The organism is Anaerococcus senegalensis JC48 (genome assembly GCF_000321005.1).
GTDB classification, from domain to species: Bacteria; Bacillota; Clostridia; order Tissierellales; family Peptoniphilaceae; genus Anaerococcus; species Anaerococcus senegalensis.
The window spans coordinates 60213-86424 of the sequence record NZ_HE578908.1 but is presented as its reverse complement, the minus strand read 5'-3'; the positions used below and the strand labels follow the sequence as shown (position 1 = coordinate 86424).

The 26212-nt window shown below is 29.7% G+C and carries 40 protein-coding genes; 37 read left to right on the top strand and 3 right to left on the bottom strand.

Annotated features, from left to right (window positions below; all coding sequences use genetic code 11):
• Window positions 1-202: 202 nt before the first annotated feature.
• The 4 genes from ASHG_RS09410 to ASHG_RS07000 all read left to right on the top strand — a co-directional run bounded on the left by ASHG_RS09410 (window position 203) and on the right by ASHG_RS07000 (window position 2468).
• Window positions 203-442 (top strand): class II aldolase/adducin family protein, encoded by a 240-nt coding sequence (locus ASHG_RS09410; RefSeq protein ID WP_084689298.1) that lies wholly within the window; start codon window positions 203-205, stop codon window positions 440-442.
• A 16-nt stretch (window positions 443-458) separates the two neighbouring features.
• Entirely contained in the window at window positions 459-692 is a 234-nt protein-coding gene (locus tag ASHG_RS09495; protein ID WP_262359313.1) for a transaldolase family protein, read from the top strand.
• A gap of 22 nt (window positions 693-714) precedes the next feature.
• Window positions 715-900 carry a transaldolase family protein gene (locus ASHG_RS09490; protein ID WP_262359312.1) on the top strand — a complete coding sequence of 62 codons (186 nt, stop codon included), beginning with the start codon at window positions 715-717 and terminating at the stop codon, window positions 898-900.
• Between the two features lie 347 nt (window positions 901-1247).
• On the top strand, window positions 1248-2468 hold the full coding sequence (locus tag ASHG_RS07000; protein ID WP_040398557.1) for a diphosphate--fructose-6-phosphate 1-phosphotransferase: 1221 nt from the start codon (window positions 1248-1250) through the stop codon (window positions 2466-2468).
• A 50-nt stretch (window positions 2469-2518) separates the two neighbouring features.
• Here the strand turns inward: ASHG_RS07000 and ASHG_RS06995 are convergent, their stop codons facing one another.
• Window positions 2519-3007: a dihydrofolate reductase gene (locus ASHG_RS06995; protein ID WP_040398556.1), complete on the bottom strand. Its 489-nt coding sequence runs from the start codon at window positions 3005-3007 to the stop codon at window positions 2519-2521.
• 122 nt (window positions 3008-3129) lie between these two features.
• On the opposite strand from ASHG_RS06995, the gene fsa reads away from it, so the two are divergent.
• The 5 genes from fsa to ASHG_RS06980 all read left to right on the top strand — a co-directional run bounded on the left by fsa (window position 3130) and on the right by ASHG_RS06980 (window position 5096).
• The gene (gene fsa / locus ASHG_RS06990; RefSeq protein WP_040398555.1) at window positions 3130-3777 is read left to right on the top strand and encodes a fructose-6-phosphate aldolase; all 648 of its coding nucleotides are present in this window, start codon (window positions 3130-3132) and stop codon (window positions 3775-3777) included.
• Window positions 3778-3828: 51 nt separating this feature from the next.
• On the top strand, window positions 3829-4056 hold the full coding sequence (locus tag ASHG_RS09405) for a hypothetical protein (RefSeq protein WP_244264277.1): 228 nt from the start codon (window positions 3829-3831) through the stop codon (window positions 4054-4056).
• Window positions 4057-4283: 227 nt separating this feature from the next.
• A complete protein-coding gene (locus ASHG_RS09400; protein WP_244264276.1) occupies window positions 4284-4433 on the top strand; it encodes a hypothetical protein in 150 nt (49 codons plus the stop codon).
• A 131-nt stretch (window positions 4434-4564) separates the two neighbouring features.
• Window positions 4565-4726, top strand: a complete 162-nt coding sequence (locus tag ASHG_RS09395; protein WP_244264275.1) for a hypothetical protein — start codon at window positions 4565-4567, stop codon at window positions 4724-4726.
• A 40-nt stretch (window positions 4727-4766) separates the two neighbouring features.
• Entirely contained in the window at window positions 4767-5096 is a 330-nt protein-coding gene (locus ASHG_RS06980) for an SdpI family protein (RefSeq protein ID WP_051145899.1), read from the top strand.
• A gap of 56 nt (window positions 5097-5152) precedes the next feature.
• Here ASHG_RS06980 and ald read toward each other — a convergent pair whose 3' ends face one another.
• Complete coding sequence (ald, locus tag ASHG_RS06975) at window positions 5153-6265, bottom strand: alanine dehydrogenase (RefSeq protein WP_040398554.1); 1113 nt, start codon at window positions 6263-6265, stop codon at window positions 5153-5155.
• A gap of 72 nt (window positions 6266-6337) precedes the next feature.
• The gene (locus ASHG_RS06970) at window positions 6338-7153 is read right to left on the bottom strand and encodes a Cof-type HAD-IIB family hydrolase (RefSeq protein WP_040398552.1); all 816 of its coding nucleotides are present in this window, start codon (window positions 7151-7153) and stop codon (window positions 6338-6340) included.
• 141 nt (window positions 7154-7294) lie between these two features.
• Between ASHG_RS06970 and ASHG_RS08915 the strand changes: the two genes are divergently transcribed.
• The 28 genes from ASHG_RS08915 to infA all read left to right on the top strand — a co-directional run bounded on the left by ASHG_RS08915 (window position 7295) and on the right by infA (window position 26147).
• Window positions 7295-8773 (top strand): hypothetical protein, encoded by a 1479-nt coding sequence (locus ASHG_RS08915; RefSeq protein ID WP_040398551.1) that lies wholly within the window; start codon window positions 7295-7297, stop codon window positions 8771-8773.
• Window positions 8774-8882: 109 nt separating this feature from the next.
• Window positions 8883-10499 carry a hydroxylamine reductase gene (gene hcp, locus ASHG_RS06960; protein WP_040398550.1) on the top strand — a complete coding sequence of 539 codons (1617 nt, stop codon included), beginning with the start codon at window positions 8883-8885 and terminating at the stop codon, window positions 10497-10499.
• A gap of 415 nt (window positions 10500-10914) precedes the next feature.
• Window positions 10915-11562 (top strand): Crp/Fnr family transcriptional regulator, encoded by a 648-nt coding sequence (locus ASHG_RS06955; protein ID WP_040398548.1) that lies wholly within the window; start codon window positions 10915-10917, stop codon window positions 11560-11562.
• Window positions 11563-11734: 172 nt separating this feature from the next.
• Window positions 11735-14371: a coiled-coil domain-containing protein gene (locus ASHG_RS06950; RefSeq protein ID WP_040398547.1), complete on the top strand. Its 2637-nt coding sequence runs from the start codon at window positions 11735-11737 to the stop codon at window positions 14369-14371.
• Window positions 14372-14772: 401 nt separating this feature from the next.
• On the top strand, window positions 14773-15081 hold the full coding sequence (gene rpsJ, locus ASHG_RS06945) for a 30S ribosomal protein S10 (RefSeq protein ID WP_004815458.1): 309 nt from the start codon (window positions 14773-14775) through the stop codon (window positions 15079-15081).
• A gap of 65 nt (window positions 15082-15146) precedes the next feature.
• Window positions 15147-15776: a 50S ribosomal protein L3 gene (gene rplC, locus ASHG_RS06940; RefSeq protein WP_040398546.1), complete on the top strand. Its 630-nt coding sequence runs from the start codon at window positions 15147-15149 to the stop codon at window positions 15774-15776.
• A gap of 13 nt (window positions 15777-15789) precedes the next feature.
• On the top strand, window positions 15790-16413 hold the full coding sequence (gene rplD / locus ASHG_RS06935; protein ID WP_040398544.1) for a 50S ribosomal protein L4: 624 nt from the start codon (window positions 15790-15792) through the stop codon (window positions 16411-16413).
• Window positions 16413-16706 carry a 50S ribosomal protein L23 gene (gene rplW, locus ASHG_RS06930; RefSeq protein WP_040398543.1) on the top strand — a complete coding sequence of 98 codons (294 nt, stop codon included), beginning with the start codon at window positions 16413-16415 and terminating at the stop codon, window positions 16704-16706. The genes rplD and rplW overlap by 1 nt, the downstream gene beginning before the upstream one ends.
• A gap of 11 nt (window positions 16707-16717) precedes the next feature.
• Window positions 16718-17551 carry a 50S ribosomal protein L2 gene (rplB, locus tag ASHG_RS06925; RefSeq protein WP_040398541.1) on the top strand — a complete coding sequence of 278 codons (834 nt, stop codon included), beginning with the start codon at window positions 16718-16720 and terminating at the stop codon, window positions 17549-17551.
• 9 nt (window positions 17552-17560) lie between these two features.
• Window positions 17561-17848, top strand: coding sequence for a 30S ribosomal protein S19 (gene rpsS / locus ASHG_RS06920; protein WP_004815464.1), 288 nt, complete (start codon window positions 17561-17563; stop codon window positions 17846-17848).
• Between the two features lie 10 nt (window positions 17849-17858).
• Entirely contained in the window at window positions 17859-18206 is a 348-nt protein-coding gene (gene rplV / locus ASHG_RS06915) for a 50S ribosomal protein L22 (protein ID WP_040398539.1), read from the top strand.
• Between the two features lie 2 nt (window positions 18207-18208).
• Complete coding sequence (gene rpsC / locus ASHG_RS06910; RefSeq protein WP_040398537.1) at window positions 18209-18934, top strand: 30S ribosomal protein S3; 726 nt, start codon at window positions 18209-18211, stop codon at window positions 18932-18934.
• Window positions 18935-18963: 29 nt separating this feature from the next.
• Window positions 18964-19395, top strand: coding sequence for a 50S ribosomal protein L16 (gene rplP / locus ASHG_RS06905; RefSeq protein WP_040398536.1), 432 nt, complete (start codon window positions 18964-18966; stop codon window positions 19393-19395).
• Window positions 19395-19601, top strand: a complete 207-nt coding sequence (gene rpmC, locus ASHG_RS06900) for a 50S ribosomal protein L29 (RefSeq protein WP_004815471.1) — start codon at window positions 19395-19397, stop codon at window positions 19599-19601. Before rplP ends, rpmC begins: the two co-directional genes overlap by 1 nt.
• Before the next feature lie 4 nt (window positions 19602-19605).
• Complete coding sequence (rpsQ, locus tag ASHG_RS06895; protein WP_004815472.1) at window positions 19606-19866, top strand: 30S ribosomal protein S17; 261 nt, start codon at window positions 19606-19608, stop codon at window positions 19864-19866.
• A 19-nt stretch (window positions 19867-19885) separates the two neighbouring features.
• Window positions 19886-20254: a 50S ribosomal protein L14 gene (gene rplN, locus ASHG_RS06890; RefSeq protein WP_040398535.1), complete on the top strand. Its 369-nt coding sequence runs from the start codon at window positions 19886-19888 to the stop codon at window positions 20252-20254.
• A 9-nt stretch (window positions 20255-20263) separates the two neighbouring features.
• A complete protein-coding gene (rplX, locus tag ASHG_RS06885) occupies window positions 20264-20572 on the top strand; it encodes a 50S ribosomal protein L24 (RefSeq protein WP_004815475.1) in 309 nt (102 codons plus the stop codon).
• Between the two features lie 17 nt (window positions 20573-20589).
• Window positions 20590-21132 (top strand): 50S ribosomal protein L5, encoded by a 543-nt coding sequence (gene rplE, locus ASHG_RS06880; RefSeq protein WP_040398533.1) that lies wholly within the window; start codon window positions 20590-20592, stop codon window positions 21130-21132.
• 11 nt (window positions 21133-21143) lie between these two features.
• Window positions 21144-21329, top strand: coding sequence for a type Z 30S ribosomal protein S14 (locus tag ASHG_RS06875; protein ID WP_004815479.1), 186 nt, complete (start codon window positions 21144-21146; stop codon window positions 21327-21329).
• 18 nt (window positions 21330-21347) lie between these two features.
• Entirely contained in the window at window positions 21348-21743 is a 396-nt protein-coding gene (gene rpsH, locus ASHG_RS06870; protein WP_004815481.1) for a 30S ribosomal protein S8, read from the top strand.
• Window positions 21744-21753: 10 nt separating this feature from the next.
• Entirely contained in the window at window positions 21754-22293 is a 540-nt protein-coding gene (gene rplF, locus ASHG_RS06865; RefSeq protein WP_040398531.1) for a 50S ribosomal protein L6, read from the top strand.
• 9 nt (window positions 22294-22302) lie between these two features.
• Window positions 22303-22668, top strand: a complete 366-nt coding sequence (gene rplR / locus ASHG_RS06860) for a 50S ribosomal protein L18 (protein WP_040398530.1) — start codon at window positions 22303-22305, stop codon at window positions 22666-22668.
• Between the two features lie 15 nt (window positions 22669-22683).
• Window positions 22684-23190: a 30S ribosomal protein S5 gene (gene rpsE / locus ASHG_RS06855; protein WP_004815490.1), complete on the top strand. Its 507-nt coding sequence runs from the start codon at window positions 22684-22686 to the stop codon at window positions 23188-23190.
• 11 nt (window positions 23191-23201) lie between these two features.
• A complete protein-coding gene (rpmD, locus tag ASHG_RS06850) occupies window positions 23202-23384 on the top strand; it encodes a 50S ribosomal protein L30 (RefSeq protein WP_004817749.1) in 183 nt (60 codons plus the stop codon).
• Between the two features lie 10 nt (window positions 23385-23394).
• A complete protein-coding gene (gene rplO, locus ASHG_RS06845) occupies window positions 23395-23838 on the top strand; it encodes a 50S ribosomal protein L15 (protein WP_040398529.1) in 444 nt (147 codons plus the stop codon).
• Window positions 23838-25109: a preprotein translocase subunit SecY gene (gene secY, locus ASHG_RS06840; RefSeq protein WP_040398527.1), complete on the top strand. Its 1272-nt coding sequence runs from the start codon at window positions 23838-23840 to the stop codon at window positions 25107-25109. Before rplO ends, secY begins: the two co-directional genes overlap by 1 nt.
• Window positions 25110-25113: 4 nt before the next feature.
• The gene (locus ASHG_RS06835; RefSeq protein WP_040398526.1) at window positions 25114-25758 is read left to right on the top strand and encodes an adenylate kinase; all 645 of its coding nucleotides are present in this window, start codon (window positions 25114-25116) and stop codon (window positions 25756-25758) included.
• Between the two features lie 170 nt (window positions 25759-25928).
• Window positions 25929-26147, top strand: a complete 219-nt coding sequence (infA, locus tag ASHG_RS06830) for a translation initiation factor IF-1 (RefSeq protein WP_019118178.1) — start codon at window positions 25929-25931, stop codon at window positions 26145-26147.
• Window positions 26148-26212: the final 65 nt, after the last annotated feature.

Sequence of the window (26212 nt, the reverse complement as noted above, 5' to 3'; positions counted from 1 at the left end):
ATGGAAAAATAAATACAAAATAAATTAAAAACTTCTAAAAATCCTATGATATTGTTACTATTACAAGCTAGTTTGATTATTAGACAACTCAATATTAAATTCATATATAGGAATAGACGAAAAAAAATACTTAAAATAATAATACGATAAGATTACTTTCGAAAAGAAAAGACTTGATATTCTTAAATCATATGAAAAATAGATTAAAGAAAAAAATATAAAAGCTAATGAAATACCAGTTGTCTTAGTAGCCAATCATGGACCTTTTACTTTTGGAAAAGATGCAGAAGATTCTGTATTTCATTCTGTAGTACTAGAAGAAGTTTCTTTTATGAATTGGCATCTAGAAGTTTTAAATAAACATAAAAGCATGAGTCAAAATTTATTAGATAAGCACTATTTAAGAAAACATGGAGAGAATTCCTATTATGGACAAGATTAATTAAAAGGAGAAAAGAATGAAATTTTTTCTAGATACAGCCAATATTGACGAAATTAAAAGAGTAAACAATCTTGGTCTTTGTTATGGGTTTACTACAAATCCTTCAATTATAAAAAAAGAAGGAAAAGACTTTAAAGAAGTTGTTACAGAAATTTGTAAGCTTATAGATGGATCTGTATCAGCAGAAGTTACAAGCTATGACTATGAAAGAAATGGTCAAAAAAGCAAGAGATATTTCGAAATGAGCTGAAAATAGTGTAGTTAAAATTCCAATGACAGAAGATGGACTAAAGGCAATAAATACTATTTCTAAAGAAGGAATAAAAACAAACTGTACTCTTATTTTTTCAGTAAGCCAAGGATTAATGGCAGCCAAGGCTGGAGCAACTTATATCTCACCTTTTATTGGAAGAATAAATGATATGGGTGAAAATGGAATAAGATTAATTAAAGATTAAAAAAAGTACTTGATAATTATGGTCTTGAAAGTGAGATTATAGCTGCATCAATTAGGACAAACAAGCACCTAGAAGATTCAGCTATAGCAGGAAGTCATATAGCAACAATTCCAGGAAACTTATTTGAAAAATTATGGATGCACCCACTAATAACAATGGGAATAAAAGATTTCAAAAAAGACTGGGATAGCTTCCAACAAAGAAATAAGTAAAAAAATATATTTTCTAAGGGATATAGATTTTCTGTATCTCTTATTTTAGTTTTAAATTTATAAATTAGTCCTTGCTTAACAATCTAAGTATTAAATGGTAAACTAGTATAGGTAAATAAAATATAAGGAGGCTTTATGAATTGTCTTATTGGCCAGTCTGGCGGACCTACTGCTGTTATTAATTCTTCCTTAGCTGGGGCTATCCAAGCTGGGATTGATTTTGATTTTGATAATATTTTTGTTTCTTTAAATGGAATTGAAGGACTTTTACATAATGATATAAAATTTGTTGACAAAGATTTATTTAAAAATAATAATGCAAAAGAAATGCTTAAAAAAAGGCCATCTTCTATTCTTGGATCTTGTAGATTTAAACTTGATGATGACTATTCATCTGATCAATATAAACAAATTTTCGATATTTTAAAAAAATATGAAATTTCTACTTTTGTCTATATTGGTGGTAATGATTCTATGGATACTGTAATGAAATTAAATAAGTACATAGAAAAAAATGAAATAAATTGGATAAATGTTGTTGGATGTCCCAAAACTATAGATAATGATTTGTGTGAAATGGATCACTCTCCAGGATTTTCTTCTGCTGCAAAATTTGTAAATTCTGCTTTAAGACAAATTAGGCTTGATTGTGATATTTATCCTATAAAATCAATTACCTTTGTTGAAATAATGGGAAGAAATGCAGGATGGCTAACTGCTACTTCTTATCTTTCTAATTATAAATCTGATAAAGATATTGTAAATTTAGTATATCTTCCGGAAGATGAAAAATCTTTGGATGATATAAGTATGGAAATAAAGGAAAAATTTGAAGAGGACAACAACCTGGTAATAGCTGTGTCAGAAGGTTTTATGGATAAGGAAGGAAAACTTCTAAATGAAAAACAAAAATCTTTTGATAAAGGATTTAACCACCCAATTATTGCAGGAATTGGACAAAAAATTTCTGATTATATTCACAATGAATTAGAAATTAAAACAAGATCTGTTGAGCTTAATATAGTTCAAAGAACAAGCTTTTTGATTTCAAAAACAGATTCTGATGAAGCGTATCAATTAGGATATTTGGCTATTAAATATGGAAGAGAAAAAACCAATATAGTTCCTATATTAAAAAGAGAAAATGCTAATGATTATAAGGTGAAATATTCAACTACAAAACCTTTAAATATTGCGAATAAAGAGAAGAAAATTCCTCAACAATGGCTAGATTCTAGAGAAATTTTGAAAGAAAAAATTATAGACTATGCTCTTCCTTTAATAAAAGGAGAAGTAGAACAAGAATTTAATGATGGGATTTTTGATTATATTAAATTAGAAGATTTTACAAAATAAAAGACCCTTTTATGGGTCTTTTTAATAAAACATAATTTATAATTATTCAATCATTTTGCTCTTTTATATGTGATGTATTTATATTTTGTATTATCTTCTATTATTTCTTCTGATTCATCAACGATTTCAAAATCATCATCTTTATCAAAATTGTGAAGGAAGGTGTCGGAATCTTTTTTTGCATCAATTTTTGTGATTATAGCCTCATCGCAATAATCTAAAAGTAAGTCTACAATTTGATTTCCTCCAATTACAAAAACATCTTTGTTTTTTTTATTTTCCTTAAGATATTTAACTAGACTATCTACATCATTAAAGACCAAAGCATCATCAAGTTTTAAATTTTTATTTCTGGTTATAACTATATTTTCTCTATTTGGAAGGGCACCATGCATTGAGTCATAGGTTTTTCTTCCCATAATTACTATATTATTTAAGGTTATTTTTTTAAAATGAGCCAAATCTTTTTTAAAATGAAAAAGTAACTTGTTGTCTTTACCAATTCCAAAATCTCTATCTACTGCTAAAATTATTTTCATATTCACTCCTTTTTAAGTTCTATTATTTATTTTATCATTTTAAATTTTAAATTCAAACTCGTAAAAACTTTTTTATTAAAAGTATAATATATTTATAAATATGAAAAATAAAGGAGTAAATAATGAAGTTTTTTCTAGATACTGCAAACGTTGATCAAATCAAAAGAATAAATGATTTAGGACTTTGTGATGGAGTTACAACAAATCCATCTATAATAAAAAAAGAAGGAAAAGATTTTAAGGAAGTGGTTACAGAAATAGCTTCTATTGTTGATGGCCCAATCTCAGCAGAAGTTACTTCCTATGATTATGAATCTATGGTAGAAGAAGCTTTAGATATTTCTAAATGGGCAGAAAATATTGTAGTAAAAATTCCTATGACAGAAGATGGATTAAAAGCTATTAACACACTTTCAAAAAAAGGTATTAAAACAAATTGTACACTAATTTTTTCAGTAAGCCAAGGTCTTATGGCAGCAAAAGCTGGAGCAACATACATTTCTCCATTTGTTGGAAGAATAGACGATATGGGAGAAGATGGTGGAGAATTAATTTATAATTTAAAAACTGTTTTAGATAATTATGGTCTTGATAGTGAAATTATTGCTGCATCAATTAGAACAAACAAACATTTAGAAGAAGCAGCACTTGCAGGAAGCCATATTGCAACAATTCCAGGAAATTTATTTGAGAAGATGTGGACTCATCCATTAACCACACAAGGAATAGAAAATTTCAAAAAAGATTGGGAGGATTTTATAAAAAGATAATAACTCGGTGTTGCAAAACAAAAAAATTGCAACACTTTTTAATTAGGAGGTATGAATGAAAATATTAAATTTTGGATCGGTCAACATAGATTTAATTTTAAAGTTGATCAAATAGTAAGGCCAGGCGAGACAATTTCTTTTATAAATTTCAACCAAAGTCCAGGTGGTAAAGGATTAAACCAATCAATAGCCCTAAGCAATGTAAACAATAATATTTACCATGCAGGAAAATATGAACAAGATGGAGAATTTATTAATAAAATATTAGAATATAATTAAGTAAACACAAGATTTTTAGGAAAATCACAAAAAAACACAGGAAATACCCTAATACAAATAGATAAAAACGGAGAAAATTCTATTGTTTTATATAAGGGAGCAAATTACGATATAGATGAAAATTTTGTAGATAAGGTATTAGAAAATTTTTCTAAAGGCGACTGTCTAGTTCTTCAAAATGAAATTTCATCATTAAAATATATAATAGATAAAGCTTACGATAAAAAATGAAAATATGCTTAAATACTTCACCTATAAATGAGCTGATATTTGATATAGACTTAAGTAAGCTAGATTTTTTAATTTTAAATGAAACAGAAGCAAAAGATATAAGCAAATTTTCAGACAAATACGAAATAATAAAATTTTTTAGATAAAATTATCCAAATATAAAAATAATCCTTACCCTAGGTTCAAAAGGTTCAATTTATTTTGACAAAAATCAAATTATAAATCAAAAACCATACAAGGTAAAAGCAATAGATACAACAGGTCTGGAGATACCTTTATGGGCTACTTTGTGGGTTTATATTTTGATGGGAATTCAATAGAATCTTCCTTAAATCTTGCCTCAAAAGCATCAGCCCTTGCATGCACAAAAAATGGCTCTCAAAATTCAATACCAAATATTGAGAATATAAAAAAATTTAAATTTTTGGATTTTAATTAATGTAATATTATGGATAGATAAAAATAATTTTGGAGGATATATGTATTTATTAATTATTAGTTTGATAATGCCTGTTACATTCTTTTTTATGTATTTTTTCCTAAAATATAAGGCAAATAAAAAAATAAATCGATGGTCAGGCTTTAGGTCTAGGCTTTCTATGGAAAGTGAAAAAAATTGGAAATTTGCAAATAATTATGCGGGAAAGCTTTCTTTAATTTTTGGAATAATTAGTATGGTAATGACCATTTTTGTTATTTATAAGTATGATTTAAATGACAAAATTGTATTGGTTTTAACTGGAATACAAATTTTATTTTTGATTATGATTAGTGTGATGACTGAAATAAAATTGTATAGAAAAAAATAATGGAACTGTTGCAGAATGATTTTTAATCATAGATTTGCAACAGCTCCATTTTTTTATTATTTAATATTCAATTCTTTATATTCAAATCCAGTATCTTCAGCAACTCCCTTATTTGTTACATACCCATCGTAGGTATTTACAGCAGTGATAAGTTCTGGAGATTTTTCACAAGCGTTTTTTAGTCCGAGATTTGCTATTGTTTTAATATATCTTGTAGTTGCATTTGATAAAGCATAAGTTGATGTCATAGCAACTGCACCAGGAATATTTGCTACAGCATAATGAATTACACCGTGTTTTACAAAAATTGGATCAGTATGGCTTGTTGGATGTCCTTTTGTAATATCTGTTGAACCACCTTGGTCAATAGCTACGTCGACTATTACAGATCCTTCTTTCATTTGTTTAACCATATCTTCTTTTATAAGTTGTGGTGCACGTCTACCAGGAATTAAAACTGTAGAAATAACTAAGTCAGCACCTTTAACTGATTCTTCAATATTTATTGAGTTTGAATAAAGAGTTTCGATTTTATCTGGGAACAATTCTTGTAGACGACTTAAAGCTTCAATATTTACATCCAAAACTGTAACTCTTGCTCCCATACCAACAGCAATTCTAACAGCTCCAGTTCCTACAGTACCTGCTCCTACAATTACAACGTGAGCTGGTCTTACACCTGGAACTCCTTGAAGTAAAATTCCTCTACCACCAGCAGGTTTTGTAAGATATCTTGCCCCTTCTTGAACAGCCATTCTTCCTGCGATTTCACTCATTGGGGTAAGTAAAGGCAATTTGTTATCAAGTTTTAAGGTTTCATAAGCAATTCCTGTAACTTTTTTATCAACTAATTCCTTAGCTAAATTTTCATTACCAGCAAGATGTAAATAAGTATATAAAATTAAATCTTCTCTTAAATATTTGTATTCTTCTTCTAGTGGTTCTTTAACCTTATATATAATATCAGCTTTTTCCCAAACATCTTTGGCAGAATCAATTATTTTTGCTCCAACTTCTTCATAATCTTTATCTTCAATACCAGATCCAATTCCAGCCTTAGTTTCAATCAAAACTTCATGACCTGCTTTTATTAATTCTGCAACAGCACCAGGTACGGCTGCAACTCTGTATTCTTGATCTTTTATCTCTTTTGGTATACCTATTATCATAATTCCTCCTTAAATTATTGAGATACTCTAGTAAAGTTATACCCAATTTTCGATAAAATAATATTTTTTCAATTATTTTTCATTAAAAACAAATTTTTCCAAATAATAAGCTATACCGTCCTCATCATTAGTTTTAGTAATAAAATCTGCCTTTGATTTCATAAAATCAGTTCCATTTCCCATAACTATGCCACATCCTGCCATTTCAATCATAGTAAGATCATTTTCTTCATCACCAAAGGCAATCACATCATCCATAGACATATTATAATAATCAGCAATTTCTTTTAAACTTCTTCCCTTATCAATTCCTTTTGGCATAATTTCATAAAAATATGGAGTGGATTTAACTTGGGCAGTTTTTTCAAAAAACTTATCCTTTAGTTTTTTTGCATCTTTGTCAATTAAATTAGGATTTTGTGAAAACATAATTTTATTTGGAGCAAAATCCAAACTATAAGCTAAAGCATCAATAACTTTATAACTAGTAAAGGCTTTATCACAAATTTCTTTTAAATTATAGGTATCAGATGAGCTTGTAAGTATTCCATCATCAGAATAAATAATATAATGCATATCTAAATTTTTTTCGGAAAATTGTAAAATTTCTTTAGCAAGATTAAGATCTAATGAATGATTAATTATTACTTCGCCTGTTTTATAATTTGTAATTCTGCCACCATTAAAATTAGAAAGTAGACCATCAAATTTTTTAAATTCCAAGATATCAGCAAAAGGATAAACACCAAAAGGATCACGACCTGATGCTATAACAACAATATGTCCTAATTGTTGAGCTTTGATTAAAGCATCATGAGTTTTTTTGCTGATTTTTCTATTAGAATTTAATAAAGTCCCATCAATATCAACTGCAATAATTTTTTTCATTTTTACTCCTTTTTCTTTTCTTTTTATATAATTATATTAGAGAAATATTTTTTTATCAAAAACAATAAGGTTTGAAATTTTAATTGTTATATTTTATAAAACTAACAAAAAATTTGGGTAATAAGTTAAAAAGGAGGGAGTATGACTAATAGTATTAGTGTTGATAGGAAAATGAAGTTTCAAAATTTTAAACGTTCTGAGCTTGCGGAAAGGCTTGGTAGACTTTCTAGAATTTGTAATGATTTGGATATTCCAATTTTAATTATTGTTGATGGATGGGAATCTTCTGGTCGTGGCTTTGTTATTAAGGACTTATGCCGAGAGTTTGCCGCTAAAAATTTTGACGTTGATGTTTTTGATAAGGATGAATCTTTTGATGATAAGTATCCTTTTATAAGGAAGTTTTGGATAGATGTACCTCAAAAGGGAAGGATTAAAATTTTTGATAGGTCTTTTTATTATAAAATTTTTGAAAAGAAAAATTTATCTGATAAAGAAATTAAAAAAAGGATTGATTCTATAAAATCTATAGAGAAGGCTCTTTTTGATGACCAAACTATTATTTTGAAATTTTTCTTGAATATTGATAAAAAGGAACAGAAAAAAAGAATTGAAAAATTAGAAGATTCTTTTAAGGAAGATTTTTATATAGATGGTTTGGATTTGGATGAGCAAAAAAGCTACAAGGATTATGAAAAACATTTCAAAAAGACCTTAGAGGCTACAGATTTTTCTTATTCAAGATGGGATATTGTTGATTCTAATGACAAAAAAGCTGCCAGCAAGGAAGTTTTGGGTCTTGCAATCGATAGGATTAGTCAAGGAATGGAAAGAGTTATTAGGCAAAGGGAAGAAAATGAAAATGTAGAGAGAGATTATATTTCTTCTTCTAACATTTTACAAAATATAGATCTTTCTAAAACTATTTCTGATGATGAATATGAGGAGAAAAAAGATAAGCTCCAGGATGAAGTTGCAAAAATTATGTACAAATATTATCAAAAGGGTATCAGTCAAGTTTTGGTTTTTGAGGGAGTTGATGCAGCGGGAAAAGACGGAGCTATTGAAAGATTAATCAAGGAAGTTGATCCAAGACTTTACAAGGTACACGGAATTTCTGCCCCATCAAATGAAGAATTATCTAGAAATTATTTGTGGAGATTTTTTACAAAACTTCCTGAAGATGGCTATGTAGGAATTTTTTCAAGATCTTGGTATGGAAGGGTTATGGTTGAAAGAGTTGAAGGCTTTGCCAAAACAAACGAATGGGACAGGGCTTACGGTGAAATGCTCGATATGGAAAAGCAAATTTATGACCACGGTTCTTTGATTTTGAAATTTTTTGTAACTATTGATAAGGACGAGCAATTAAAAAGATTTAAGGATAGGCAGAGAGAGCCTGATAAGCAATATAAAATTACAGATGAGGACTGGAGAAATAGGGACAAATGGGATGATTATATTGAGGCAATGAATGAAATGCTCGAAAGAACCAATACTGACTATAGTCCTTGGATAATTGTTGAAGGAAACTGTAAAAAATATGCAAGAATAAAGGTCATGGAAGAATATATAAAAGCTGCCAAAGACCACCTAAAAAAACTTGAAAATAAAAAATAATTTTTAAATGTAACATAGGTTACCGATTAATAGTTTTTTTTCCTGTATTATAGAATTGTAATATCAAAGAGAAGATATAAATAGAGTATATAAAAGAAAGGATTTTATTATGTTTTGTTTTCAATGTCAAGAAACAGCTGGCAACAAGGGCTGTACAAAAGTAGGCGTTTGTGGAAAAGATGAAAATACAGCAAATAGCCAAGATTTATTAATTTATGTGACAAAGGGACTTGCTGAAGTTTTAAATAAATTAGAAAAAGTTGATTCTAAATATTATGATTTAATTTCAAATAATATGTTTGTAACAATTACAAATGCAAATTTTGATGAAGAAGATATTTTAGACAAGGTAGAAGAAACTATAAAGGCAAAGGATGAATTAATCAAAGAAAATAATATTGAAAATTTATCAGATGCAGCAAAATATACAAGTGATGATAGGGATGAGCTAAAAAGAAAAGCTATCGAAGTCGGTGTATTAAATATTGTAAATGAAGACGAAAGATCTTTGGTAGAACTTGTAACTTATGGTCTAAAGGGAATGGCAGCTTATAACCATCACGCAAATGTTTTGGGATATAGAAATAATGAAGTTGATAAATTTATAGCCCAAACTTTGGAAAAAACTTTAAAAGATGATAAGGATATAAATGATTTAATTAATTTAACAATGGAAACTGGAAAACATGGTCTTATGGCAATGGAAACTTTGGATAAGGCAAATACAGAAAAATTTGGTAATCCAGAAATTACTGAAGTAGATTTTTCTGCAGGAGAAAATCCAGCAATTTTAATTTCAGGTCACGATTTAAATGATATGGAAATGTTGCTTGAACAAACAAAGGGTACTGGTGTAGATGTTTATACTCACTCAGAAATGTTACCTGCAAACTACTATCCAAAATTCAAAAAATATGAACACTTCCACGGAAATTATGGAAATTCTTGGTGGAGCCAAAATGAAGAATTTCAAAAATTCAACGGACCAATTTTAATGACAACAAACTGTATAGTTCCACTTAAAAAAGATAATGATTACCTTGATAGGTTATTTACAACAGGAAATGCAGGATACCCTGGTGCAAAACACATAGACCCAGATGAAAATGGCCATAAAGATTTCTCACAAATTATTGAGATGGCAAAATCTTGCAAGGCTCCAGAAAATCTTGAGAATACAAAAATTGTTGGAGGATTTGCCCACAATCAAGTTGAAGCTCTTGCTGGAGATGTGGTAAAAGAAATTAAGGCTGGAAATATTAAAAAATTTGTTGTAATGGCAGGATGTGACGGAAGACACAAGACAAGATCATATTACACAGAATTTGCAGAAAAATTACCAAAAGATTATGTGATTTTAACAGCAGGTTGTGCAAAATACAGATACAACAAATTAAATCTTGGAGACATAAATGGAATTCCAAGAGTATTAGATGCTGGTCAATGTAACGATTCATATTCTTTGGTAAAAACTGCTTTATTATTACAAGATGCCTTTGGTCTTGAATCAGTAAATGACTTACCACTAGAATTTAATATAGCTTGGTATGAACAAAAAGCTGTAATAGTTTTACTAGCTTTATTAAGTCTAGGAGTACAAAATATTCACCTAGGACCAACACTACCTGCTTTCTTATCTGAAACAGTAGTAGACTTCTTGGTAGAAAATTTCAATATTGCTCCAATTACAAATGTAGAAAAAGACTTAGAAGAATTTACAGCGTAAAAATAAAAAGAAAATAAATCTTATTAAAAGACCCACTAAATAGTGGGTCTTTTTTAAATTTTAATATTCCTTAATCATTTCTTTAACATCCTTATGCAAGTAAAAAAGTGTGATCACATTTGGAATAACCATCAAAGAATTAAATAAATCTGATAAATTCTAAACCAAATCAATTTCTCTTTTCTAATTACACTATTTAAACTATTAATCAAATTAGATATCATAATTTCTCCTTAACTTATTCTTTTCTATGACAAAAATCCTAGATTTAGTCTTGATTATATATTATTAAAATATATTTTGTTAAATAACTTTATTTAAATAATTCGATATAATGAGATAAAAGAAAAAAACAATATATTTGAATTTTTTATTTTAAAAATATTAATAAGGTATAATTTTATAGAGGTGGAAAATGAATTTAAGACAAATACCATTATTTAAAAACTTAACAGAAAAAGATTTGAAAATATTGGAAGAAAACATAAAAATAGAAGAAAAAACTTATGAAAAAGGATCATATATATTCAATCAAGGCGATATAAAAGGAGATTTATATTTTTTGATAGAAGGATCGATTCTTGTGGCAAAATTTGATTCAAATGGTAAAAGATCAATAATACAAACTTTTAATAATAAAGGAATATTTGGAGAAGTTTATGCCTATCTAAATGAACCTTTTGATTTTTCAGCCTTAGTTCAAAAAAAATCTAAGATATTGGTAATAAAAGAGTTTAGAAATTTGATTAATGAATTTATGCCAAAATCTTTTCTGATAAATTATATAAATTTAATAAGTAAAAAATGCCTTATTCTAAGTCAAAAAAATCAAATTACTAATCAATTTACTCTCAGACAAAAAATAGCAAATTTTTTATTAATAGAAGAAGAAAATAATAAGATAAAATTAAAACAAACAAGAGAAGAGCTAGCCGACTTCCTATCAACTACAAGACCTTCTTTGTCAAGAGAATTATCTAATATGGCAGATGAGAATATTATAAAAATTTCTGGCAAAGATATTTATATTTTAGATATAAATTTATTAAAAAATTTACTATAAAGTTTCAAATTAATTCGTATTTGTAAAAGTTATTACAATTTGATTAATAAAAAATAGTTAAATTATGTAATTTTTATATAAATAGTTGTATTTTTCAGTAAAATTTGATAAAATTTATTTACTAAGTTGTAACAATATCAAGGGGAGGATTACGTTTAACGTAGAATTTATTATGAAATCAAAAAATATGAAAAAAGTAGCCTTGGCTATGGCTATATCTACATCTGTTCTTGTTCAATCAAATGGAATCTCTTTAGCGGATTCTTTGAATACAACTACAAATGTTGAGAATTACAGTAATGAAAACAAATCGAATCCAAAAAATTACAAAGAAGCTAAAGAAAATTATGACGAAGCTAAAAAAGATTATGATCTTGCTAGTGAAAATTTGGATGAAAGTCAAAAAGCTTATGATAAAGTAAATGAGACAAACAAAAATTTAGAGTCAAAAAAAGAAGTAAGTGAAGGAAATTTACAAGAAACTAATAATAAGCTAGAGACTGCTGTAGAAGATAATACAAAAATTCAAGAAAAAAATGTAGAAGAAAAAAGTTCAAAGCTAAATAATCAAGAAAAAGAACTTGAAAATTCAGAAAAATCAGCTCAAAAATCAGAAGAAACTGTAAATGAAAAAACACAAGAAAAAGATACAGCTAAGAAAAATTTAGATGCTAAAAAAGAAAAAAATCCAGATGCTGAAGAAAAAATAAAAGCTGCAGAAAATAATTTAAGTGAAGCTGATAATAATAAAAACAAGGCTGAAAGTGATTACAAAGAAAAAACTAAAGCATTAGATGAAAAAAATAAAGAATTAGAAAATTTAAATAATTTTGAAAAAGATAACAAAAAATTAGAAGTAAAAGTCAAAGAAAATGATTCTAAAATAAGTGCATTAGAAAATGATAAAGCTAAAAAAGAAAATTCTTTGAATAAATTAAATTCTGAAAAAGAAAATCTAAAATCTCAATTAGATTCTAGACAAAAAGAATTAGAACAACTACAAAAACATGCTAAAAATTCTGTTACTGAAAAACAAAAAGCTGAGGCTCTTAAACAATGGAATGAGGGTTCTGTTGGATTTTTCAGACAAAACGGTTCTCAACAAGCTATAGATGTATTTAAAAAATTACCAGGTTATAGTAAAAATAAATGGAATTCAAATATATACTTACAAGCAAATAAAAATTATAATCAAGATGATTCTAGGAAGATTGAAAACATGCTAGACTCAATTGATGCTCTTAGAAAAGTAAATGCTAAAAGACAAAAAGATAAGGGTTATAATGGCAGAAATCTTAATGTATTAAGAATAAGCGATTATGATATGGCAGTAGCTCAAGCAAATGCCAACTATACAAGAGTAATCTTAAATAAATATGGTGTAGATTACAACAAAGTACATGCGAAAATTCATCCTCAAGAAGAAAATTTAACATGGGGATTTGGACCTGAAAACTCTATTGATTTCTGGTGGGATAGAGAAAAACCATATTTTGATAGAAATAAAAAGGGCGTTTATACAAACATAAGTGATGTAGAGAGTAAGGTTAAAAGAGAAAATTCTAATATGACAATATGGCATTATGCACAAATAGTTGACCTTGGATATACATTCAATCAAAATCCAACTGTAAGTGCTGGTTATGCTATGGGTCAAGGAGTTTCATCTTCAGTATTTAATAAGGTAAAAAATCAAAAAACTTACTCTATTGATGAATATGAAAAAAGACTTAAAAATTATATTGAAGATTTAAAAAGAAAAATCAATGCAGAAACAATTCAAGATAAAGATCTTTTACAAAAAATTCAAAATGTACAAAATACTATAAAAGATTTAGAAAATAAATTAAAGTCAAAACAAGCTGAAATATCTAGAGTTAAGTCAAATATAAATAATCTAAATAAAAAAATAGATCCATTATCAAAAGAAAATGCTAAAGACAAAGAAAAATTAAAAGAAAACAAAAAAAGACTTGATAATTTAGATAAAGAAAAAGAAGATTTGAAAAATCAAATTGAAGAAAAATCAAACGAAAAAGAAGCTTCCTTAGATAATCTAAATATAAGCAAGGCTAATTATAAAAAAGCTAAAGAAAATTTAGATATTACAAATAAACAATTTAAATCTTATAAGCAAGCGTTAGATAATTTTGAAAAAGCACAAAATGAACTATCTCAAGCTAAAAAAGAATTAAAAGAAAATAATCAAAAAATAGCCGAATTAGAAAATCAAATAGTTAATACAAAAGAACAGTTAGAAAAAGCAAAAGATTTGTATGAAAAATCAAAATCAGTGGATTTAAATGATCCTGAATCTTATAAAGAATTTGATTACATTAAAAACTTATTGGCTGATAAAGAAAAATATGAAAAAGAATTAGAAAATAGTGAAAAAGATTTAGAAGATGCAAAAGAAAAATCAAACTCAATATCTAAACAACTAGAAGATGTAAAAGCAAAATATGACCTAGCTTTAGAAAATTATAAAGATGCTAAAGAAAAATTAGATAAATTTAAAGAAAAAGAATCTAATTATATAACACTAAAAACACCTAAAAAACAAGGATTAAATTTCTTATACTGGAGATATGGAAATAAAATTTACTATCCAGGAGATAAAATAAAACTAGATGGAAAAACTAAGCTAGAAGCAGTATGGGAAAAAGCGAGTCAAGGAAGATTGGCTAAAAAAGTTAATAAAGTTTCTAATGAAAATCCAAACACAAGTGTCGAATCTTCATTAGCACCAATGTTAATTGGTTTAATGAGTACATTTGCTACAGCTATATTAAAGAAGAAAGAAAAATAAAATTATATATTAAAATAAGAGAATGTCAGAATTAGACTTAAATTTAATTCTGACATTTTTAATTTTATAATTAAATAAAAATTTAAGTAGATAATTAGAAATAAAAACAATGAGAAAAATTTTAAGAAATATTTGAAAAAATAAATTAAGAGTATATAATATAAAAAGTTGATACAAAAATCTAAAAGAAATTATCTAAAAATTAATAAAAAATTACTAAATTTACTTGATTTTTCTTATGATTTGTTGTATCATATTTAAGTGCTATGAAGTGGGAGGTTGCTTTCACACTTAAGCCAGATGTGGAAGGTAATTTCCACCAAGCAAGCTAGAGAATAATCTCTAGTGCTTTCCAAATATAATTAAACGCCCGGTAGGGTGGCGCATCAAAAGGAGGAAAAATGGCTAATCAAAAGATAAGAATTAGACTAAGAGCATACGATCATGAAATAATTGATAGCTCTGCAGAAAAAATTGTTGAAGCGGTAAAAAGATCAGGAGCAAAAGTAAGTGGACCAATTCCATTACCAACAGAAAAAGAAGTTATAACAATACTTCGTGCGGTTCACAAATACAAAGACTCAAGAGAACAGTTTGAACAAAGAACACACAAAAGATTAATCGACATCATTGGACCAAATGCTAAAACTTTAGATTCATTAAAGAAACTAAATTTACCAGCTGGTGTTGATATAGAAATAAAACTGTAATTAGAATGATTGAAGATTTTCCAAATAATTTTGGATCAATCCGCTGTAATTAAGGAGGTACTCAAATGAAGAGTATATTTACAACAAAAGTAGGCATGACTCAAGTCATTGATGAAGATGGTGTTGTTACACCTGTAACTGTACTTAAAGCTGATGAGAATGTAATAGTTCAAGTTAAATCAGAAGAAGTTGATGGTTACAATTCAATCCAAGTTGGATATTATGACAAAAAAGAAAAGAATGTTAAAAAACCTATTAAAGGACACTTTGACAAAGCTAATGCATCTTATAAAAGATATTTAAAAGAAGTTAGACTATCAGAAAAATCTGAATTAAATCCTGGAGATACACTTAGTGTTGACCAATTTGAAGAAGGCGAATTAGTAGACATAGTAGCAACTTCAAAAGGTAAGGGAACACAAGGTGCTATTAAAAGATGGAACTACGGAAGAGGACCAGCAAGCCACGGTTCTAAATCACACAGAGTAGCAGGTGCAAGAGCAGCAGGTTCTGATCCAGCTAGAGTGTTCAAAGGTAGAAAAGGCTCTGGAAAAATGGGTAATGAACGTGTAACAGTTCAAAACTTAAAAGTTGTTAAAGTTAACACAGAAGACAGCTACATCCTAGTTAAAGGCGCAGTTCCAGGACCAAAAGGTGGACTTGTTCAAGTAAAACAAGCAACAAAGAGCCTATAATAAGGAGGAATAAATGCCTAAAGTAGAAGTTTTAAATATTAAGGGAGAAAATGTTGGAGAAATTGAGTTAAATGAAACTCTTTTTGCAGCAGATATTGCTGAAACAGCTGTTTATGATGCAGTAAAAAGCCAACTAGCTAATAAAAGACAAGGCACACAATCCGCTAAGACTCGTGCAGAAGTAAGAGGTGGTGGAAGAAAGCCATTTAGACAAAAAGGAACTGGTAGAGCAAGACAAGGATCTATAAGAGCACCTCACTATACAGGTGGTGGTATTGTATTTGCACCAAAGCCAAGAGATTATAGCTATAAGATTCCTAAAAAAATGAGAAGAAAAGCTCTTTACTCAGTTTTGACTTCAAAAGTTAACGATAATGAATTGGTTGTTCTTGATGAATTAAAACTTGATTCATACAAAACTAAAGAAGCAAATGAGATATTAAAAAATATTAATGCAGACAATAAAGCATATGTAGTAATTGCTGAAAATGATGATAAAGTTTATAGATCATTTAGAAATATTGAAGGCTGTAATGTAGAAAAAGCTAACTTAATCAATGTATATGATCTTTTAAGACATGACAAACTTGTCGTAACAAAAGATGCAATTGCAAAACTTGAGGAGGTATTTATATAATGAAATCACCTTACGAAATAGTAAAAAGACCAATAATTACTGAAAAAAGTATGGAATTAATTGAAGATAATAAATACACTTTTGAAGTAGACAAAAATGCTAACAAAGCAGAAATCAAAAAAGCAATCGAAACTATCTTTGAAGGAGTAAAGGTAAAAAAAGTTAGAACTTTAAACTTTACTGGTAAAAAAGTTAGAACTAGATACGGTTATGGTAAAAAAGCTGATTGGAAAAAAGCTTACGTTACATTAACTGAAGATTCTGAAGCAATTGAATACTTCGACGGAATGTAGGGAGGATTTAAATGCCTATAAGAAAATTAAAACCAACATCAAACGGACACAGAAATATGTCTGTTATGACATATAGTGAAATTACAAAAAAAGCACCAGAAAAATCTTTATTAACTGATTTAAGAAAATCAGGTGGTAGAAATAACACTGGTAGAATTACAGTTCGCCATAGAGGTGGTGGAGCAAAAAGAAAATATAGAATCATTGATTTCAAAAGAAACAAAGATAATATACCAGCAAGAGTAAAAGCTATTGAATATGATCCAAATAGATCTGCAAATATTGCCCTTTTAGCTTATGCTGATGGAGAAAAAAGATATATACTTGCTCCAAGAAATCTTAAAGTTGGAGATGTAGTTGAAAGTGGTAAAGAAGCTGATATCAAACCAGGTAATGCACTTGAATTAAAAGATATTCCAGTTGGTACACAAATTCACAATATCGAACTTAAAGCAGGAAGAGGAGCAATTCTTGTAAGAAGTGCAGGAGTTTCTGCTCAACTTATGGCTAAAGAAGGAAGATTTGCAACAGTAAAATTACCAAGTGGTGAAACAAGATTAATCCATAATGATTGTAAAGCTACAATTGGTACGGTTGGAAATATTGAACATGAATTAGTAAGAGTTGGTAAAGCTGGTAAAACAAGATATATGGGTCAAAGACCACATGTAAGAGGATCAGCAATGAACCCAGTAGACCATCCACACGGTGGTGGTGAAGGAAGAACACCAGTAGGTAGACCAGCACCATCAACACCATGGGGTAAACCAGCACTTGGTCTTAAAACAAGAAAGAAGAAAAATAAATCTTCTAAATACATTGTAAGAAGAAGAAACGAAAAATAGGGGGATTTAATGGCTAGATCACTAAAAAAAGGACCTTTTGTCGATGAACATTTAATGAAAAAAATTGAAGCGTTAAATGAAAAAAATGACAAAAAGGTAGTTAAAACTTGGTCAAGACGTTCTACAATATTTCCTGAATTTGTAGAACATACTATAGCAGTTCACGATGGTAGAAAACATGTTCCAATATATATAACAGAAGATATGGTTGGACATAAACTTGGAGAGTTCGTTCCAACAAGAACTTTCAAAGGCCATGCTAAAAAAGCGACTGAATTAAAATCAAAATTAAGATAGGAGAGTATAAATGGAAGTTAAAGCAACAGCTAAATATGTAAGAATATCTCCTCTTAAAGTTAATTATATATGTAGAGAAATTAGAGGTAAACAAGTAGATGAAGCACTTAATATTTTAAGATTTACAAATAAAAAAGGTGCTAGACTACTTTCAGACGTACTTAAAAGTGCAATAGCAAATGCAGAAAACAATAATGGATTATCTAGAGAAAATCTTATTGTTAAAAAAGCCTTCGCAAACGACGCTCCAACTATGAAAAGATGGAGACCTAAGGCTAAGGGTGCTGCTTATCCAATCCTTAAGAGATCATCTCACATAGGTGTAGTTCTTACAGAAGACGAAGTAGAGGAGGCATAATAATGGGTCAAAAAGTAAATCCTAAAGGCTTTAGAGTTGGCGTAATTAAAGAATGGGACTCTAAATGGTATGCAAATAAAAAAGACTTTTCTGAACTTTTAGTAGAAGATCATAAGATAAGAGAATTAGTTAAAAAAGAAGTTTACGATGCAGGAATTTCTGATATAGAAATCGAAAGAGCAGTAAATAACATTAAAGTTTCAGTTTATACTGGAAAACCAGGAATGGTAATAGGTAAAGGCGGAGCAGGAGTAGAAGAATTAAAGAAAAAAGTTGAAAAAATCGCTCCTGGCAAAAGAGTAATAATTAACGTTGAAGAAATCAAAAATCAAGACGTTGATGCTCAATTAGTAGCTGAAAATATTGCAGCACAACTTGAAAATCGTATCACATTTAGACGTGCTATGAAACAAGCAGTTCAAAGAACAATGAGAGCTGGAGCTGTAGGAATCAAAACTCAAGTATCTGGTAGACTTGGTGGTGCTGATATGGCAAGAAGCGAAGGATACAATGAAGGTAAAGTTCCACTTCAAACACTAAGAGCTGATGTTGATTATGGTTTTGCAGAAGCTGATACCCAATACGGTAAAATCGGATGTAAAGTTTGGATAAACAGAGGAGAAGTTCTTCCTGGAGAAAAAGCAAAAAGAATTCCAGACATTAAACAACCAAGACAAAACAGAAGAAACAAGAAAAGACGTCCAAATAGAAGAAACAACGATAGATAATATTATTATCTCAAGGAGGAAACAAGATTATGTTAATGCCTAAAAGAGTAAAATATCGTAGACAACATAGAGGAAGAATGAAAGGTAAAGCCCAAAAAGGTAATACACTTGCTTATGGTGAATACGGATTACAAGCACTAGGTAGCACATGGTTAACAGCTAACCAAATCGAGGCTGCAAGACGTGCTATGACAAGATATATAAAAAGAGGCGGAAATATTTGGATTAAAGTATTTCCAGATAAACCGGTATCAAAGAAGCCAGCAGAAGTAAGAATGGGATCTGGTAAAGGTGCTCCAGAATATTGGGTAGCAGTAATTAAACCAGGTAGAGTTTTGTTTGAAATGAGTGGTGTTAGTGAAGAAGTAGCAAGAGAAGCTATGAGACTTGCGGCACAAAAACTTCCAATCAAAACAAAATTTGTTAAAAGACTTGAAGTCAAAGAAGTGGAGGAAGCTTAATGAAAGCAGTAGAAATCAGAAAATTAAGTGAAAGCGAATTAAATAAAAAACTTTTCGATTTACAATCTGAATTATTTAATCTTCGTTTCCAATTGGCTACAGGTCAACTTGAAAACCCAGCTGCTATTGGAAATGTTAAACAAGATATAGCTAGAGTAAAAACAATCCAAACAGAGAGAAAGCTCAATATAAATAAGGAGGCTTAACTTGATGGAAAGAAATAGTAGAAGATCCGTTCAAGGAATAGTTGTATCAGATAAAATGGATAAAACAATTACTGTAAAAGTAGAAACTAAAATCCAACACCCTGTATACAAAAAAAGATTAAATGTAAGTAAGAAATATAAAGCTCACGATGAGAACAATGAAGCGAGAGTTGGCGATACAGTAACAATAATGGAAACTAGACCATTATCTAAGACAAAAAGATGGAGACTAGTTAAAATTAACGAGACTGCAGTTCGTGCTTAATTAGGTAAAGGAGATTATTATGATACAACAAGAATCTCGTATGAGAGTAGCAGATAACTCCGGAGCAAGAGAACTTTCAGTTATCAAAGTTCTTGGAGGAGCCGGAAGAAGATACGCAAACATTGGCGATGTAGTTACTTGTTCAGTTAAAAGTGCAACACCCGGTGGAGCGGTAAAAAAAGGTGAGGTTGTTAAAGCTGTTATAGTTAGAACTTCAAGAGGAGTTAAAAGAAGCGATGGATCATATATTAAATTTGATGATAACGCAGCTGTAATTGTTAAAGATGACAAATCACCTGTAGGAACTCGTATATTCGGGCCAGTAACAAGAGAACTTCGTCATGAAGGATTCATGAGAATTATCTCACTTGCACCGGAAGTATTATAGGAGGATTAAATGCATATTAAAAAAGGCGATAAAGTCCAAGTAATATCAGGTGAATATAAAGGACATGTAGGAGAAGTTATTAAAGCATTTCCTAAAGAAAATAGAGTGATAGTTGAAGGTGCAAACATTCAAACTAAACACCAAAAAGCAAGACAAATGGGTGAAGAAAGTGGAAGATTTGAAAGAGAAGGAAAAATCTCAGCATCAAAAGTTCTACTATACTCAGAAAGCTTAAAAAAAGGTGTAAGAACATCAACTGAAATAATCGATGGAAAAAAAGTAAGAGTTTGCAAAAAAACTGATGAAAAATTCGATTAGATCCAAAAGGAGTAATTATGACAAGTAGATTAAAAGAAAAATATAAATCAGAAGTTGTTAAAGGACTTGTGGATCAATTCGGTTATGAAAACTTAATGCAAGTACCAAAACTTGAAAAAATTGTTATAAATATCGGACTTGGTGAAGCAAAAGATAACAAAAACATTTTAAACAAGGCAAAAGATGAACTTGCACTTATTACAGGTCAACAACCAATTGAATTAAAAGCTAAAAAATCTGTATCAAACTTCAAACTAAGAGAAGGTCAACCAATCGGTACAAAAGTAACTCTTAGAGGAGAAAAAATGTATGATTTCATGGATAAATTAATTTCAATCTCTCTACCAAGAGTTAGAGACTTTAGAGGAATTAACCCAAATTCATTCGATGGAAGAGGAAATTATTCATTAGGAATCAAAGAACAATTAATATTCCCAGAAATCAACTATGACGATGTAGATTTCTTACATGGTATGGATATTACATTTGTAACAACAGCAGAAACTGATGAAGAAGCTAAAGCATTCTTAACATTAATGGGAATGCCTTACAGAAAATAAAGGAGCAAAAAATGGCAAGAAAGTCAATGATTGCGAAACAAAAAAGAAAGCCAAAATACAGTACAAGAGCATATTCAAGATGCAAGATTTGTGGAAGACCACATTCTGTATTAAGAAAATACGGTATTTGCCGTGTATGCTTTAGAGAGCTCGCAAACAAAGGTGAAATTCCTGGAGTAAGAAAAGCAAGCTGGTAAGTTAGGAGGAAAATAATTATGATGACAGATCCAATTGCGGATATGCTAACAAGAATAAGAAATGGTAACAAAGCTAATCATACATCTGTAAGCTTACCATCTTCTAATGAGAAACGTGCTATTGCTCAAATTCTTTTAGACGAAGGTTACATCAAAGGATTTGATGTAGAAGAAGACAATAAGCAAGGTATTCTTACAATAGACTTGAAATACGCAGAAGAAGGCGAAAAAGTTATTACAGGACTTAGAAGAATTTCTAAACCAGGATTAAGAGTTTATGTAAAAGCTAATGAAGTACCAAAAGTACTTGATGGACTTGGAATTGCAATAATCTCAACATCAAAAGGACTATTAACAGATAAAGCTGCAAGAGATTTAAATGTCGGCGGCGAAGTTATGTGTTATGTATGGTAAGGAGGAATAAATGTCAAGAATAGGTAAAAAACCAATTGAAATCCCTTCTGGAGTAACTATTGATGTTAAAGACAATTTGGTTACAGTAAAAGGACCAAAAGGTGAAGATTCTCAATTAGTATCAAAAAACTTGAAGCTTGAACAAGCTGATAATGAGTTAAATGTTATTGCTTCTGAAAATCCTACAAAAATAGAAAATCAAGAACATGGTCTTTATAGATCATTAATTGCTAATATGATTTTAGGAGTAACAGAAGGATATCAAAAAACTCTTCAAATTGAAGGTACAGGATATAGAGCACAAAAACAAGGTAAAACTCTAGTAATGAATCTAGGATTTTCACACCAAGTTAAAATGGACGATCCTGAAGGTATTGAAGTAGAAGTTCCAAATGACAGAACAATTGTTGTAAAAGGAACAAATAAACAACTTGTTGGACAATATGCAGCTAACATTAGAAATTGGAGAAAACCTGAACCATATAAAGGTAAAGGAATCCGTTATGAAAATGAGCATATTAGAAGAAAAGTTGGTAAGACAGGTAAGTAGGGGGCAATAATGGCTAAAAAAACTAAAGAGCAAAAATTAAAAACTCGTAAATATAGAGTTAGAAATAAAGTCAGTGGAACTGCTCAAAAACCAAGACTTAGTGTCTACAAATCAAATACTAATATATATGCACAATTAATAGATGATGATGCACAAGTAACACTTGCAAGTGCAAACACATTACAAAAAGATGTAAACGAAGGTTTAGAAAATTGTGCAAATATAGAAGCTGCCACAAAAGTTGGTGAAATGATAGCAAAAGTTGCACTTGATAAAGGAATCGAAGAGGTTGTTTTTGATAGAAACGGATATCTTTATCACGGAAAAGTAAAAGCCCTAGCTGAAGCAGCAAGAGAAAATGGTCTTAAGTTTTAACGAGGGAGGATTTAGATGTATTTATTAAAACAAGATGTAGACAAACTAAACCTCGAAGATAGAGTAGTTAGTATAAATAGAGTTGCGAAAACTGTAAAAGGTGGACGTAACATGAGATTTGCTGCCTTAGTGGTAGTAGGAGATCAAAACGGACATGTTGGTGTTGGAACTGGTAAAGCAACAGAAGTTCCAGAAGCTATAAGAAAAGCAACAGAAGATGGAAAAAAACATATGATTACTGTTCCTATAGTTAACACTACAGTTCCTCATAGAACATTAGCAAACAAAGGTGCAGGATCTGTACTATTGATGCCAGCTAAAGAAGGTACTGGAATCATCGCAGGTGGTCCAGTTCGTGCTATATGTGAACTTGCAGGATATAAGGATATAAGAGCTAAAAACTTAGGCTCATCAAATCCAAAAAATATCATTAATGCTTGCTTAAAAGCTTTCTCTTCTATGAAAACTGTAGAAGAAGTTGCAAGATTACGTGGTAAATCAATAGAAGAATTCGATTATTAAGGAGTAATTCTATGGCAAAAGTTGAAATTAAATTAAAAAAATCCTTCATAGGCAGAAAAGATGATCAAATCGCTACTGCAAAAGCACTAGGTCTTAAAAAGATTGGTCAAACAGTAGTAAGAGAAGATAATTCTGCACTAAGAGGAATGATCAATAAAATTCCATTTATGTTGGAAGTTAAAGAATTAAGCTAGGAGGTGTAAAATGAAACTTCACGATTTAAAACCTAACCAAAAGCTAAAAACAAAAAATAGAAAAGGTAGAGGTCCAGGAAGTGGAAACGGAACTAGAGCAGGTCGTGGTCAAGACGGACAAAACTCAAGAAGTGGTGGAGGAGTTAGACCAGGATTTGAAGGTGGTCAAATGCCATTATTTAGACGTCTTCCAAAAAGAGGATTCAAAAATATCAACACAAAAGAATATGAAACAATTAATGTTTGTGATTTAGATATATTTGAAGACGGTACAGAAGTTACACCTGAACTACTATTTGAAAATAAAATTTTAAATAAAAATAAAGCAAAAGCTGGAATCAAAATTCTTGGTGACGGCGAAATAACAAAGAAATTAACAGTAAAAGCTCATAAATTTACAAAATCTGCAGAAGAGAAAATCACAGCCCAAGGGGGAAAGGCTGAGGTGATCTAATGTTAGATACGCTAAAGAGAGCATGGGGTGAAGAAGAAATAAGAAAAAAATTCTACTTCACTCTTGTGATGTTATTAATCTATAGATTAGGAAATAACATCCCAATTCCATTTATAGACGCACAAAAGTTAGCTGAGGCATATAAAGGAATGGAAGGAACACTAGTTGATTACTTAAATATGTTAACAGGTGGTGGACTTTCTACTTTATCAATATTTGCTCTTGGAGTACAACCTTACATTACAGCATCAATCGTAATGCAATTACTTACAGTTGTAATACCAAGATTTGAAGAGCTAACAAAAGAAGGCGAAGCAGGAAGGAAAACTATACAAAAATATACAAGATATATGACAATATTTCTTGCTATATTTCAAGCTATAGCTATAACAAACGGATTATATGGAGCAGCTTTATCATCTGCTACATCATTCCAAAAAATAGTTATGAATGTAGTACTTATTGGTGGAACAATGCTTGTTACATGGATGGGTGAAACCATAACTGAAAAAGGAATTGGAAATGGTGTATCTATTATAATCTTCATGGGTATAATCGCAAACGTACCTAAAACCCTTAAAACATGGAAGACTGGACTTCACTACGATACAATTTCATGGCTTTCAATCTTAATCATGGCACTTGTGATAATTTTTATAGTAGTATTTACTGTAAAGATTACAGAAGGTGAAAGAAAAATACCAGTCCAATATGCAAAAAGAGTAGTTGGAAGAAAAATGTATGGTGGACAATCAACTCACATTCCTGTAAAAGTAAATATGAGTGGTGTAATGCCAATAATATTTGCTTCAGCAGTACTAGCTATCCCATCAACAATTTCATTATTTATGGGAAATGCAAATGGAGGATTGAATCAATTCTTTAGCAAATCAACATTTGGATTTGTAATTTATCTTGTTGTTCAAGCAGTACTAATTTTGGTATTTGCTTACTTCTACAACATGATACAATTTAATACAGTTGAATATGCTAAGCAACTACAACAAAATGGTGGTTTTGTTCCAGGAATAAGACCAGGAAAACCTACTAGTGATTACCTAGCAAAAGTTGGAAACAAAATCACATTTATTGGTGCTATTTCGTTAGCATTACTTACAATAGTACCAGCACTATCATCAAGATTTTTAGGACTAAACTTGTCATTTGGAGGAAGTTCAGTAATAATTGTTGTTGGTGTAATACTTGAAACAGTGAAACAAATAGAAGCTATGCTTACTATGAAAAACTACAAAGGATTTTTAAACAGGTAATATTATGAATATCATATTGTTAGGACCTCCGGGAGCCGGAAAAGGAACACAAGCAGAAAGATTAATTAAAGAATTGGATACAGTTCAAATTTCAACAGGTGACATATTTAGAACAAATATGAAAAATAACACACCTTTGGGAGCTAAAGCTAAAGAATATATTAATAAAGGTCAATTAGTTCCAGATGAGTTAACAATAGATTTAGTTTGGGACGCTTTAGATAAGGTAGAAGATGGAAAGACAGTTCTATTAGACGGATTCCCAAGAAATATTACTCAAGCCGAAGCACTTGATGAAGGAATGCAAAAAAGAGATAATAAGATTGATAAGGTAATAAATATCAACGTACCTGAAGATGTAATTATTGAAAGAATATCTGGAAGAAGAGTAAATGTGTCAACTGGAAAAGTTTATCATATAAAATTCAACCCTCCAAAAGTTGAAGGAATTGATGATGAAACTGGCGAAAAATTAATTCAAAGAGAAGATGACACAGAAGCAGCAGTTAAAGAAAGACTTGATGTTTACAACAAACACACATCAGTTTTGATTGATTACTACAACAAAAAAGGTATATTAGTTACTATTGACGGTGCAAAAACTCCTGATGAAGTTTTTGATCAAATCAAAAAAAGTTTAGGTAGATAAGTATAAAATATTAACAAATATGCTAAATTTTTCAATGAATTACAAAATCGAAAACGAGATAAAGATAGAGTCTTTCATTATTAAAGATATCTTGATTATGTCTTGTTGTAAAAAAGAATCAATCAGACATTAATAGATCAAAATAAAAAAGAAAAGGAGAGATTTTATCGATGTCAAAAAAAGATGCTATAGAAGTAACAGGAGTAGTTAAAGAAGCTCTACCAAATGCAATATTTAAAGTAGAACTAGAAAATGGACATGAAATACAAGCACATATTTCAGGTAAACTAAGAATGAACTACATTAGAATATTACCAGGAGATACAGTAACAGTTGAATTATCTCCATACGATCTTACTCAAGGAAGAATTACTTGGAGACGTAAATAGTCACGGCAGTGTTAAAGATTTTGAAAAAATCTTTAATTTTCGAGGCGAATAAGATGAGCCCGAAA